This is a genomic window from Chitinophaga sancti, assembly GCF_034424315.1.
Taxonomy (GTDB): Bacteria; Bacteroidota; Bacteroidia; order Chitinophagales; family Chitinophagaceae; genus Chitinophaga; species Chitinophaga sancti.
In genome coordinates this window covers 5204666-5217241 of the sequence record NZ_CP139972.1, presented here as the reverse complement: position 1 = coordinate 5217241, position 12576 = coordinate 5204666, and the positions used below count along the sequence as shown (strand labels likewise).

Below are 12576 nucleotides of genomic sequence, written 5' to 3'. Positions count from 1 at the left end.
ATATCCCTTGCGTTGAGAAAGATATTATTTATCATCAACCGGAAAGCCGGTACAGACAGACAGAAGCGGTTAGAAGGAGTGATCCGGCGATACCTGACACCTAAAGCCTTCCAGGTAGAAATAAAACACCTGGAGTACCTGGGGCATGGTGCTGACCTTTCCAGGGAAGCGGTTACCCAGGGAGTAGATACGGTGGTAGCAGTAGGTGGAGATGGGTCCATCAATGAAATAGCACAAGGCCTGATTGGTACTGATACTGCACTGGCTGTAATTCCCTTAGGTAGCGGCAATGGCCTGGCCAGAGCCCTGAAGATACCGCTGAAAGTGCCTCTGGCGCTGGAGCTGATTGCCAACGGAAAACGGAAGCCTATTGACATCGGATATGCCAATGAACACTTATTCCTCAGTAATGCCGGCGTAGGCTTTGATGCCCTCATCGCTGACCAGTTCAGAAATACAAAGAAGAGAGGGTTGTGGGGATATGCAAAACTGGTGATCAGCAGTTTCAATAAATACAGAGGTCCTTCTTATAAGATCGATATTGACGGGCAGCAACTTGAACAGAAAGCATTTATGTTCACAGTTGCCAACGGTAACCAGTTTGGTTATGAATTCAAGCTCGCACCCAACGCAAGCGTTTTCGATGGTACCCTCGATGTATGCGTTGTTCCGCCCATGCCTTTCTTTGGATTAGTGCCATTAGGTTTCTATTCACTCATGGGGAATGTTGACAAGACCAGTTACATGAATCATTATATGGGTAAGCAGATCCTGGTGAAAAGCCCTGAACTTGCCCATTTGCAGGTAGATGGAGATGCGGTGCCACTCACCAGTCAGGGGCAGGTACTCTTCAGGGTAGAACCCGCTTCCCTGCAGGTAATTGTAGCATAATTAAATACGAGTATTATGTCCAAAAAGAAAAATAACAGCGGCGGGATCGTTTATTCTACGGATCCCAATTTTACACCATCGAATAATGATGACCAGGAGGAGATCAACACCCTCCCTCCTGCCCAGCAGCAATTGCGTGTAAAGTTGGATACGAAGCAGCGGGCAGGTAAAGTGGTAACGCTGGTAGACGGCTTCGTAGGGAAAGAAGAAGACCTGGAAAAACTGGGCAAAGACCTCAAAACAAAATGCGGTACCGGTGGTAGTGCAAAAGATGGCCAGATCCTGATCCAGGGAGATTACAGGGAGAAAGTCATCAAATGGCTGCAGGACTGGGGTTATAAAGCCAAATAACTACATTGAGCAGGCCTGTAAATTGCGGTGGTTTTATATTGATGAATGCCTTGTTCGGATGCAGGAGGAAATTGTTTTTCCAGTGCGTCCATGGGGTTCTCCAGAAAATGGGGTATGGATCCGCTTTTATTCCACCAAATAAGTCATAAACAGTTAGTAATTAAAATTATATGTTTCTTTGTTGCATTTTTTAATTTGATAAATTAACAAAGTTTTCACAATTTAGACTTACCCTTTATCAACCAAAATCTTGTTTTCATCTGGCTTTTTGATGAACTGCTATGAAACAACAACCAACTACCCGCTCTGCAGTAGAAACAAGATACCAAACGGATTACGTGACCCCGTCATCCAACCTATATTTTTAACATGACTGCGGCACGTAATCCGTATCATTTTAGGTGTTCGCTTTAATCGAAACCGGACGATATCATTTAGGAAAAATGAATTCTATCTCCCCAAATCCGAGTTGTAAAATATTTCCATCTTTTTCCAGGCAAAGTTTACCATCTGGTAGTACGTCTTTGATGGTTCCTTCAAATATTTCCCCGTCTTTTCTGTATAGACCGGGCTTATTCATACGTACCAGCCTGCTTTTATAAGCATCCAGCAGATCATTGTAATGAGCGGGGTATAATTGTTCAAAACGCAGGTGTAAAAACTGGCAGAGTTCCTTTGCTAAAGTGGCTGAATCCCAGGTTTTACCGGTGATTTGCCTGAGTGACACCGGATTCGGTAAATGTGACGGAAATGAAGCCTGGTTAATGTTGAATCCGATGCCCGTTATGGCATATTGCCATGTATTTCCACGAAGTACATTTTCGATCAAAATGCCCCCTGCCTTTCTGTCACGCCAATAAATATCGTTACTCCATTTAATACCTGTCTCATCACCAGCATATTTTGAAAAGAAATCTGATGCGCCGAGGGCTACGGCCACGCTTAGCATAAATTGCCTGGAAAGGGGCAGCATAGTAGGTTCCAGCGCTATTGTCAAAGCGATGTTTTCTCCTTTGGGTGATGACCATTGTTTTCCGCGTTGTCCTTTTCCGGCCGTTTGTTCCATTGCAAACCATGCTGTACCGGATGTCACCAGGCCCGTATTTACCTGCTCCATGGCATAGTTATTGGTGCTGTCTACTGAATTTAGGATATAGAAAGGCTGTCCTGTCATTGGAAAAAATTCGTTGATTTATTTTGGAAAGGCAAAGTAAATCATTTTATCATTTCCTTAACAGTTGCAAAAACAGTCCTGCATCAAGCAGCCGAAAGCTACAGCAAGTTCGTGGTTATTAAGGATTAACACCCGGTAAATCTTCGACCATTCCCTGGTCGTACCCTGGTTTTATTCCGGCGTTAATTTCAGGCTTGTTTAGTAATTTTGACAATTAAAGTTTATTTTTAACCAAAAGAGATTTTATTGGCACCCTTAACCGTTCTGAGTACGAGAAAGAAAGCGCTTGCGCGCCTGAGTAGAGAAAGCGAGATTTTTTCCACCATCATCAAGGCCATCCAGGAAAAAAAGGGAGATAACATCGTTTCCCTGGATTTGCGCCAGATTCCTGAAGCCGTGGCTGATTTCTTTGTAATATGTGAGGCTAACTCCAACACACAGGTGCGGGCTATTGCTGACTTCGTGGAAGACCAGGTGCAAAAGTTTACCGGAGAAACCCCTTACAAGCATGAGGGCTTTACCGCACAACAATGGATTCTTGTAGATTATGTGAATGTTGTGGTGCATGTATTCCAACCAGAAACCAGGCAATTTTATGGTCTGGAAGATATGTGGAGTGATGCCGAACGAATGGAGCATAATGAGACTAACTAATAACTTTTAACTATTACCCGACATCCGTAAAGGAGCGAAAGATTATGGAAAGAGGCAACAACTTCACAAAGGGGTCAGACAAATCGCCTAAAAAAGGACCAAAGTTCAATATATACTGGGTATATGCCTTTATAGGTATTGCCCTGCTTGCAATGAACTGGTTTCCCTTTAACCCACCGCCCAGAGATATAAGCTGGCAGGAATTCCAGCTGGACTACCTGAAACCAGGTGATGTAGACAGGCTGGTGGTTGTAAATAAGAAAGCAGTAGAGGTTTACATAAAAAGAGACCGTCTTAATGAGCCCAAATTCGACAAAGTATCCAAGGGCAACCTGGGTCGTGTGAATCCGGGTCCTCACTACCGTTTTACTATCGGTAGCGAAGAAAGCTTCAAGAAAGATATGGATCATGCTGAGGCCAATACCCCACTCGAAGATCAGGTGAAAGTCACCTATGATGAAAGGCAGGGTTGGTTCGAACCATTCATTCAATTATTGCTGCCACTTGTGCTGCTCATCGGTCTTTGGGTATTGCTGATGCGTAAAATGGGAGGACCCGCTGGAGGCAGCGGAGGCCCGGGAGGCATCTTCAATATCGGAAAGTCCAAAGCTACCCTCTTCGACAAAGGCACCCGTGTCAACATTACTTTCAGTGATGTAGCCGGCCTTGACGAAGCCAAGGTGGAAGTGATGGAAATCGTAGACTTCCTGAAGAATCCGAAAAAATACACCGCCCTCGGTGGTAAGATACCAAAGGGTGCACTGCTGGTAGGCCCTCCGGGTACCGGTAAGACCCTCCTGGCCAAAGCAATGGCCGGTGAAGCACAGGTACCATTCTACTCTATGTCCGGTTCTGACTTCGTTGAACTGTTCGTAGGTGTGGGTGCCAGCCGTGTTCGTGACCTGTTCAAACAGGCTCGTGAAAAAGCACCATGTATCATCTTTATCGATGAAATTGATGCGATCGGTCGTGCGAGAGGTAAAAACGTAATGATGAGCAATGATGAGCGTGAAAACACCCTCAACCAGCTGCTGGTAGAAATGGATGGTTTCGGTACCGATAGTGGTATCATCATCCTGGCTGCTACCAACCGTCCGGATGTACTGGATAGTGCGCTGCTGCGTCCGGGTCGTTTTGACCGTCAGATCTCTATCGATAAGCCGGATCTGGCTGGTCGTGAAGCGATCTTCGATGTGCATCTGAAACCAATCAAGACTTCTCCAATCCTCGATATCAAGAAACTGGCTTCCATGACACCGGGTTTTGCCGGCGCCGATATTGCCAACGTATGTAACGAAGCAGCCCTGATCGCTGCCCGTAAAGGCAAGACGGAAGTAGAAATGGATGACTTCAATGATGCCGTAGATAGAGTGATCGGTGGTCTTGAAAAGAAAAACAAGATCATTTCTCCTGAAGAGAAAGAAATCATCGCATTCCATGAAGCTGGCCACGCCATCTGTGGCTGGTACCTGGAGCACGCAAACCCGCTGGTGAAAGTAACCATCGTTCCCCGTGGTGTAGCTGCCCTTGGATATGCGCAATACTTACCGAAAGAACAATACCTTTATAATACCGAACAGCTGTTGGACGATATTTGTATGACCCTCGGTGGCCGTGCAGTAGAAGAAATCGTATTCGGTAAAGTATCAACCGGTGCCCAGAATGACCTGCAGGTGATCACCCGCATGGCTTATGCAATGGTTACCGTGTACGGTATGAACGATAAGGTAGGTAACGTATCCTTCTATGATCCTAACAGCGATCAGTCTTTCACAAAGCCTTACTCTGAAGAAACGGCAAAACTGATTGATGAAGAAGTACGTGCCCTGATCGATAAAGCATATCAGCGTACTAAAAACCTGCTGACTGAAAAGATCGACAACGTGAGAGCGCTGGCGGGTGAACTGCTGAAAAAAGAAGTATTATATCAGGCAGATCTGGAAAGACTGATTGGTAAACGTCCTTACGATGTGCACAAAGAGCATATAGCTAACCACGAAGGTATGACTACCGACGGTGTACATCCTACAGACCTGATCAATCCATCACCAGCTACCGCTAATGCGTAAGTTGATATGAAAGTATCTCCTGCCAAGGAAAATATTCTCAAAAGAGTAAGAAATGCATTAAGCCAGTCCGTACAGTTGCCCTTCCCTAACTCGGAGGGCAACAACTCGGTCTTCGTGAAGGAACATGATGGACTGGAAATGAAATTTGCAGAAGAATTTGCCGGCTTGCAGGGCAAATTCGTTTTTTGTACCAGTAAGGCCGAACTGCTGGAAAACCTGCAGGCGCTGGCCGCCACCCGGGAATGGTCTGATATTATCTGCCAGACACCGGCACTGATCAAAGATCTGCAGCTGAACCAGCTCCCTGGTCTGAACAAAGGCGATATGCACACAGCACATGCAGCCATCACTGACTGCGAAATGCTGGTAGCCCGTACAGGTACAATGGTACTGAGTGCCGCACAGTCTTCAGGAAGAGCGCTGCCGGTATATACACCCGTACATTTGGTGATTGCTTATACCCATCAGCTGGTGTTTGACCTGAAAGATGCCATCGCAAGAATGAAGGAGAAATACCAGGGAGACCTCCCCTCCTCTATTCACTTTGCCTCCGGGCCAAGCCGCACGGCAGACATTGAGAAAACACTGGTTGTAGGTATCCATGGTCCGAAAGAGGTGTATGTATTTCTTGTAGATGAATAAGTCAATTATCAGTTAACAATATTCGTACAGCGCGTGACCCCGTCATGCGCTGTTCTTTTAAATAATCAAGCAAGTGACACGGTTTCTGCTTTTTATTTCCATTATCGCCATGTGCGCCTCCTGTGGCAGCGGAGGTGGTGGTAACTTCCAGGATTCTACCACGACTCTTATCATTGCCGATACCTGTGCCGTTATATTCCATCCCGCAGGCGATAAGCTGACCTACCTGAAGAATACTTTCAATAAGAATTCCTTTGCCGCCATGGAGCAATCCAACAACGCAAACCTGGTAGCAGATAGCGCTTACCTCGCAAAAATGGGTGTGAAAATCATCAGCACGAACAAGGTGAAAATCAAGTTTCACAAGAAGAACGGCGAAGACGTAGACATTAACCTCATGCATGAAAAATATGCCTGGGAGATCTTCCTGTTCGATAGCTACAATGATCCTGTAAAAGCAGACATTACCGATATTGAAACTGCCGTGCAGGAAGCGGGTATCGCTAAGTAATCACATTTTTTCTTCATCTTTGCACGCGCAATTAAAAGGCCCATGCATCATCAAATTCAACTGCCAGCTGGCAAACGTATTTATTTCGCTTCAGACTTTCACCTGGGTGCGCCTGATATGGTGCGCAGCAGAGACAGAGAGCGAAAAATCGTTGCCTGGCTGAATGAAGTCTCTCATGATGCGGCACATATCTTTCTCGTAGGCGATATCTTCGATTTCTGGTTTGAGTACAAGGAAGTTATTCCCAAAGGCTATACCCGGTTACTGGGTAAGCTGGCGGAACTGCGTGACAAGGGTATTGGGATCTCTGTATTCATCGGTAATCATGACATGTGGATGAATGGCTATTTCGAAGATGAACTGGATATCCCGGTATACTACGAGCCGCAGACCTACGACATCGCTGGCAAACAGTTCTACATCGGTCACGGTGATGGCTTAGGGCCCGGTGACCATGGTTACAAGATGCTGAAAAAGGTGTTCCGTAATCCGGTATGCCGTTGGTTATTTTCGCTCATTCATCCTTCCTGGGGAATTGGTCTTGCCAACTACTTCAGCCGGAAAAGCCGCGCGGCTACAGGCGGGGAACATGAAGAAAAATTTCTGGGCGAAGAGAATGAATGGCTGGCTATCTACAGCAAAGACATTTTAAAAACGACTCATTACGACTACTTGATATTCGGTCATCGCCACCTGCCATTAGACCTGGAAGTGGGGCCAAACAGTCATTACATCAACCTGGGTGACTGGCTGCGTTACTTCACGTATGCGGAGTTCGATGGTACAACTACTACACTGAAATATCTTAATCAAGAATCTCGTGCAAAATAGGCGGGGAATTCATTTCCTGAAAGTCCGGCATATGCAGCTTGAAAAAGTCCAGGTAGGCATACAGTAATCTCCTCCTTTTATCTTTATTCATCACGACCTCACCCAGCTGTTCCCATGCATGGCACTGGAACAGGCGATCTGTGATCTCACTGTTCGTAGCATCCAGGTAATTGTTATGATGTGGAGGCAGGTCTGTAAAAGAACCTTCCTGCAGATCGAGGAAAGGCGCGTATTCAGAAAACCTTCCGTTCAGGCGGAAACCCAGTTGCTCTGCCAGTTTCAAAGTAAAATACAAAGGGATATTCGCTGCTATACCCAGTGGTGCCTGATCGAGGGCTGCCAGTGCTGTTTCAGCAAAGTAATAGAGTTCCAGGTGCTGCTCCGGTTGTTTCAGGCTTTTCTGCAATAACTCGATAACGTAAAGCGCTACCGTGTTTTTGACAATATTGAAGTGCAGGGAAGTGTAGATGTAACCCAGCTTGAATTCGGAGATCCGCTGAATAGTTTTTTGCTCATAATGATACACCACAAGCTCCAGAATATTACCTGGTTGAAACAGGTTGCCCTTGGCTTTGGGCTTCGAAGAACGAACCCCGTTGACCATGTAAGACTGGATACCGAACAGCTCTGTGAAAATCGTAACGATGGCGCTGGTTTCGCCATACTTAACCGTTCTGAGGACTATACCGCGTGTTTTGTGTAACATTGCACTGCAAAAATAGGCTAATTAATAAACACTATTTTTGTTACAAGATGTTCACCCAGAGTAGCATTAGAAGCAAACACGAGGTATACCCCGGTCTGAGGCCGGTGACCTGTATAATCTAAGCCATTCCATAGTGCAAGTCCACCTTTGGTCCTCGTTTGTAATACCACCCGGCCGCTTAAGTCGGTAATCTTTACCAGGGTATTCTCCGCCAGGCCACTGATGGCTATATTTCCACTATAATTATGACTGACAGGATTAGGAAATACCAGCACAGAATCCTTGCTCATCGTTTTCCCCTCCGTTGCAGTACCTCTGTAGGACATCAGACCCTGATCGGTTGCAAAATATACCTCTCCGGTATTCGGATCGATGCATATGCTATAGATCCGGTTGCCAGGCAAAGGGCTGTTATCGGTCGTAAAGTTCTCAACAATGCCGGTACCATCATCACTCACAAGCCATACCCCCTTATGTGTGCCGACCCATTTGCGGTTAGCCCCATCTACAGCAATAGCGGTTACCTGTTCATCCTGGAATAGATAGCCGGCAAAATTGTCCTGCTGGATAACAGGCCATACAGCATCACAGGTATTGCAGGGAATGATACCGATACCGGTTCCCGTGCCTACCCAGAAACTACCATTCTTATCTTTTGCCATACAGTATACATCGTTGGATGGGAGGTTGCCCTGTCCGCTCCCCTGCCGGTATTGCGTCCATTGGTTGCCTAATGTGTTAAATACAAAAACACCATTGCTTTGGGGAGATACGATCCATATTTGCCCGGCATCATCAGCAATCAGCTGGCTGATGGCATTGCCGCTTTGCGCATAGCTACTGCGAAAAGTGAGGTAAGTACCATCCGGCTTTTTACACACCAGGTTATAGGTAGCACCATAAACGGCTATCCAGAGATTGCCGGAGGCATCGGTGGTCAACCCGCTTATTTTCTGGTTTTGCAGATCATAGGTACGGGTACCATCGCTGGCTATATGTATAAGTCCGCCACCAAAGGAACCTGCATACATACCATTGCCGGCAGGATCAGGTGCCATCACCATTATGTCGTGGTGCAGGCTATCTGCATAACGTTGCCAGTCGCCATTCGTATAGGTGTAATAATTCCCCGTATTATTGTTGGCAGTCCAGCTATCAGACACCCCACCCGCAGGGGCATACAGCGTATTATTAGTAAAAAGCAACTGCCCCCTCAGTATGCTGGCCGGGCCATTCAGGCTGATGGTAGAAAACTGCTGCCCATTATATTGCAGCAGGCCGGAGAGGGAGTCGGCTACCCATGTATATTGGTTATCTCCTGTTGTTTGACGGATCGTCTTTAATAAGGCATTCTTAACGGGGGCGCTTACACTCCCGTCTTTCCCAATAAAAACGATACTGGTATCATTAGAAACGCATAGGTAGTCACCTTGTGCAGCGATGTTGGAAGCGCCGGAATAGTAAGGCATCCAGGCATTATTTTGCAGCACATATAAGTTCGCACCCTGCATGCAGATCAATTGTCCGTTAAAGCTGACAATATCGGATACTGTATCATTCAGTTGTCCTGCCGGCGACCAGTTCCTGTAATCAGCAGGATTACTACCGGTCATTGGCGAAGTCTGCACGCCCTTTGTGGTGGCGGCATACAGCTGATTGTTCAGAACCGTAAAACCATATACCGGGCCAAGCGCGTAGGTTGCAGCGATTTCAGGTACCAGGGTATTCACCACTACAACTCCCAGTCCGGTACAGAGATAGGCGTTAGTACCTCCGGCATAGATGCGAAAGATGGTTTTATCCTCAGCAGTTTGTTTTCTAAAGAGGTCGGGCAGGTTATAGCTATTATTGCCACTTAGAAAATCGAGGTTGCTGTTGCGATAGGCAATTAGCACACCATTTGCATTACTGCTGATGGCACTAATGCCAATATCATGAAGACCGTTGACTTTACTGTATCGGGTGATGTCCTGTTCTGTGCCTGTGGTCACGGAAAACAAGCCGGAACTGGTTGCACAATATACCTTGTCTCCCTGTTGGGCAACAGCGATAGCGGGCAGCGATGGCAGCCATGACTGCCATTGTCCGATAAGGGTTTGTGCTGGTAATAACAGCGAACCGAGGCAGAAAAGACATAGGGAAAGCAGGAACCGGTACATGCATCAAAAATAGTTATATGTTGTTACTTTATGACAATTACTGTGATATAGGTTGAGTCGCCCATTTTTTTAGACAACTTTGATTACCTTTACGACCTAAATTCAACGATGCTTATGTGGCAACGCTTAGCGGGTTTCGTACTAAAATTCAGGCTCCCACTGCTGATAGCATTATTAGCAGCTACCGCAGTAATGGGATATTTCGCCAGCAAGGTTCAATTATCTTATGAGTCCAACAAAGCCATTCCTACTGACAATCCGAAGTACCAGGAATACCTGGAGTTCACAAAGCTTTTTGGTCAGGATGGAAACATGGTTGTATTGGGTGTTCAATCTGACAGCTTCTTTAATGTCGGATTTTTCAATGATTACGTACAGCTCAACAATGACCTCAAGAAAGTTCAATACGTAGAGAATGTATTGAGTGTTCCTGTTGCCATCAATCTGTTGAAAAATGACAGTACCCGCAAACTGGCAGCACAGCCTTTATTCAAAGGTGATATCAAAAATCAGGTGGTGCTGGATAGCCTGAGCAATGTATTTCAGAACCTGCCTTTTTATAAAGGGCTGTTGTACAATCCTGATACACACGCTTATCTCATGATGATCAGTGTGAACAAGCAGGTGATGGCAACAAAGGGTCGTACCAAGGTCGTGAACGACATCATGAAACTTGGTGATGATTTCGGTGCAAAACATCATACGCAGGTACGCATGAGTGGTTTGCCACTGATCCGTACAATCATGGCAGTGATGGTGGCTAATGAAATGAAGATGTTCCTCGTGTTGTCATTTGTGTTGACAGCATTAATCCTCTTCGTGTTCTTCCGCTCCCTGGGCTCAGTGCTCATGTCTATGGTGGTTGTAGCAATGGGTGTGGTTTGGTCAGTAGCTACCATCGTATTGTTAGGATACAAGATTACGTTGCTCACAGCCCTGATTCCGCCATTAATAGTGGTGATAGGGATACCGAACTGTGTATACTTCCTCAATAAATATCATACAGAATACGCGAAGGATCAGAACAAGACCAGGGCACTGGTGCACATGATTCAGCGTATGGGTATTGTGACCTTGTTCACAAACCTGACAGCAGCCATTGGTTTCGGTGTATTCTGCTTTACCAAGAGTTCTTTGTTGAAAGAGTTTGGTATCGTAGCAGGTCTGAATATCATGCTGATCTTTTTGATCTCCTTTATCTTCCTGCCTGCTGTACTTAGCTATCTGCCGGCACCAAAGATGCAGCATACCAGCTACATGAACAACCGCTTCTTCCGCGCGTTCCTCGATGGGCTGAATGCATTGGTATTTAAGTACAGACCAATAGTATATATCGGTACAGCAATAATGATAATTGTAGCTGTTACGGGCATGCTTCGTTTGAAGTCAGAAGGCTTTATGCTGGATGATGTTCCGAAGGAAGACAGGTTATACCTGGATCTGAAATTCTTTGAGCATAATTTCAAAGGTATAATGCCGCTGGAAATTGCGGTAGATACAAAGAAAAAGAATGGTGTAATCAACCTGCAAACCCTGGATAAACTGGATCAGTTATCTAAGTTGTTTGCAGTACAACAGGATTTTGCACAACCACTGTCAGTAGTGCAGGGTATTAAGTTTGCAAAGCAGGCTTATTACAATGGAGACAGCACAAACTATGCGGTGCCAAATTCATTTGATATTGGTTTCCTGGCACCTTATCTGCGTATGAAGAACACGGGTAATACGAGCAAGGAAGCAGCGATGTTTACCAAGCTTGTATCAAACTTTATGGATAGCACCCGTCAGGTAGCGAGAGTAAGTGTGAATATGGCTGACGTAGGTTCCCGTCGTTTACCGATTCTCCTGGATTCATTGAAACCGAAGGTGAATGAAATATTCGATACAGCACATTATGACGTAAAATATACAGGCAGTACAGTGATCTTCCTGGAAGGCAGCCGTTTCATCATCGATGGATTGATGGAAAGTATTCTGCTTGCTTTTATCCTGATCATCTTCTGTATGTTGTATTTGTTCCGTTCATTCAAGATGCTGATCATATCACTGATCCCGAATATCATTCCGCTGGCGCTGACAGCAGGTGTGATGGGCTGGGCTGGTGTACCACTCAAGCCATCTACAGTACTGGTATTTAGTGTTGCATTAGGTATTGCGATAGATGTAACGATCCGTTTCCTGGTGAACTTCAAACAGGAGTTGCCGCATCATAACCTGGATATTTCTGCAACAGTAAAACAGACGATTCATGAAACAGGTTTGAGTATAGTATATACCTCCCTGATCCTTTTTGCAGGTTTCATGATCTTTGCGTTCTCTCAGTTTGGGGGTACTAAAGCGCTGGGTTGGCTCACATCGCTGACATTGATGCTGGCGATGATTACGAACTTAACAATTTTGCCTGCTTTGTTGTTATGGATGGAGAAGGGGCTGATTAAAAAAGCACAGAAGAAACAGTTGTGGAATACACTGGATGATGAAGAAGATGTAGAGATGTCAAAACTGGGATTAAAAGACCGGGAAGAAGGCAACAAATAAACCCGAAAAAATATCCAAAATAGCTAAAAGCTCAATGCCAGTACACTGGC

General features: G+C 45.6%; 11 protein-coding genes. 8 read left to right on the top strand and 3 right to left on the bottom strand.

What is annotated here, in order from left to right:
• Positions 1-12: 12 nt before the first annotated feature.
• Together U0033_RS20170 and U0033_RS20165 are read left to right on the top strand one after the other, a co-directional pair.
• Positions 13-891, top strand: coding sequence for a diacylglycerol/lipid kinase family protein (locus tag U0033_RS20170; RefSeq protein WP_072358513.1), 879 nt, complete (start codon positions 13-15; stop codon positions 889-891).
• Positions 892-906: 15 nt separating this feature from the next.
• The gene (locus U0033_RS20165; protein WP_072358511.1) at positions 907-1242 is read left to right on the top strand and encodes a translation initiation factor; all 336 of its coding nucleotides are present in this window, start codon (positions 907-909) and stop codon (positions 1240-1242) included.
• Positions 1243-1672: 430 nt separating this feature from the next.
• On the opposite strand, the gene U0033_RS20160 is transcribed toward U0033_RS20165, so the two are convergent.
• Positions 1673-2416 (bottom strand): biotin--[acetyl-CoA-carboxylase] ligase, encoded by a 744-nt coding sequence (locus U0033_RS20160; RefSeq protein WP_072358509.1) that lies wholly within the window; start codon positions 2414-2416, stop codon positions 1673-1675.
• 246 nt (positions 2417-2662) lie between these two features.
• Here U0033_RS20160 and rsfS point away from each other — a divergent pair, with 246 nt between their 5' ends.
• The 5 genes from rsfS to U0033_RS20135 all read left to right on the top strand — a co-directional run bounded on the left by rsfS (position 2663) and on the right by U0033_RS20135 (position 7123).
• Positions 2663-3070, top strand: a complete 408-nt coding sequence (gene rsfS, locus U0033_RS20155) for a ribosome silencing factor (RefSeq protein ID WP_072358507.1) — start codon at positions 2663-2665, stop codon at positions 3068-3070.
• A gap of 44 nt (positions 3071-3114) precedes the next feature.
• Complete coding sequence (gene ftsH, locus U0033_RS20150; RefSeq protein WP_072358505.1) at positions 3115-5139, top strand: ATP-dependent zinc metalloprotease FtsH; 2025 nt, start codon at positions 3115-3117, stop codon at positions 5137-5139.
• Positions 5140-5145: 6 nt separating this feature from the next.
• Positions 5146-5781 carry a LutC/YkgG family protein gene (locus tag U0033_RS20145; RefSeq protein WP_072358503.1) on the top strand — a complete coding sequence of 212 codons (636 nt, stop codon included), beginning with the start codon at positions 5146-5148 and terminating at the stop codon, positions 5779-5781.
• A gap of 73 nt (positions 5782-5854) precedes the next feature.
• Positions 5855-6292: a hypothetical protein gene (locus U0033_RS20140; protein ID WP_143150654.1), complete on the top strand. Its 438-nt coding sequence runs from the start codon at positions 5855-5857 to the stop codon at positions 6290-6292.
• Positions 6293-6334: 42 nt separating this feature from the next.
• A complete protein-coding gene (locus U0033_RS20135; RefSeq protein ID WP_177318564.1) occupies positions 6335-7123 on the top strand; it encodes a UDP-2,3-diacylglucosamine diphosphatase in 789 nt (262 codons plus the stop codon).
• Here the strand turns inward: U0033_RS20135 and recO are convergent.
• Together recO and porZ are read right to left on the bottom strand one after the other, a co-directional pair.
• The gene (gene recO, locus U0033_RS20130; RefSeq protein ID WP_072358499.1) at positions 7098-7829 is read right to left on the bottom strand and encodes a DNA repair protein RecO; all 732 of its coding nucleotides are present in this window, start codon (positions 7827-7829) and stop codon (positions 7098-7100) included. The genes U0033_RS20135 and recO overlap by 26 nt on opposite strands.
• Positions 7830-7846: 17 nt before the next feature.
• Positions 7847-9988 carry a type IX secretion system anionic LPS delivery protein PorZ gene (gene porZ / locus U0033_RS20125; RefSeq protein WP_072358497.1) on the bottom strand — a complete coding sequence of 714 codons (2142 nt, stop codon included), beginning with the start codon at positions 9986-9988 and terminating at the stop codon, positions 7847-7849.
• Between the two features lie 114 nt (positions 9989-10102).
• Here porZ and U0033_RS20120 point away from each other — a divergent pair, with 114 nt between their 5' ends.
• Positions 10103-12526: an efflux RND transporter permease subunit gene (locus U0033_RS20120; protein ID WP_072358495.1), complete on the top strand. Its 2424-nt coding sequence runs from the start codon at positions 10103-10105 to the stop codon at positions 12524-12526.
• Positions 12527-12576 lie beyond the last annotated feature (50 nt).

Bases quoted from the DNA above. Each gene is read 5' to 3' on its own strand.
- U0033_RS20165 (WP_072358511.1), top strand. From the start codon at position 907: ATGTCCAAAAAGAAAAATAACAGCGGCGGGATCGTTTATTCTACGGAT.
- porZ (WP_072358497.1), bottom strand. From the start codon at position 9,988: ATGTACCGGTTCCTGCTTTCCCTATGTCTTTTCTGCCTCGGTTCGCTG.
- recO (WP_072358499.1), bottom strand. From the start codon at position 7,829: ATGTTACACAAAACACGCGGTATAGTCCTCAGAACGGTTAAGTATGGC.
- U0033_RS20160 (WP_072358509.1), bottom strand. From the start codon at position 2,416: ATGACAGGACAGCCTTTCTATATCCTAAATTCAGTAGACAGCACCAAT.
- U0033_RS20120 (WP_072358495.1), top strand. From the start codon at position 10,103: ATGTGGCAACGCTTAGCGGGTTTCGTACTAAAATTCAGGCTCCCACTG.
- ftsH (WP_072358505.1), top strand. From the start codon at position 3,115: ATGGAAAGAGGCAACAACTTCACAAAGGGGTCAGACAAATCGCCTAAA.
- U0033_RS20135 (WP_177318564.1), top strand. From the start codon at position 6,335: ATGCATCATCAAATTCAACTGCCAGCTGGCAAACGTATTTATTTCGCT.
- U0033_RS20145 (WP_072358503.1), top strand. From the start codon at position 5,146: ATGAAAGTATCTCCTGCCAAGGAAAATATTCTCAAAAGAGTAAGAAAT.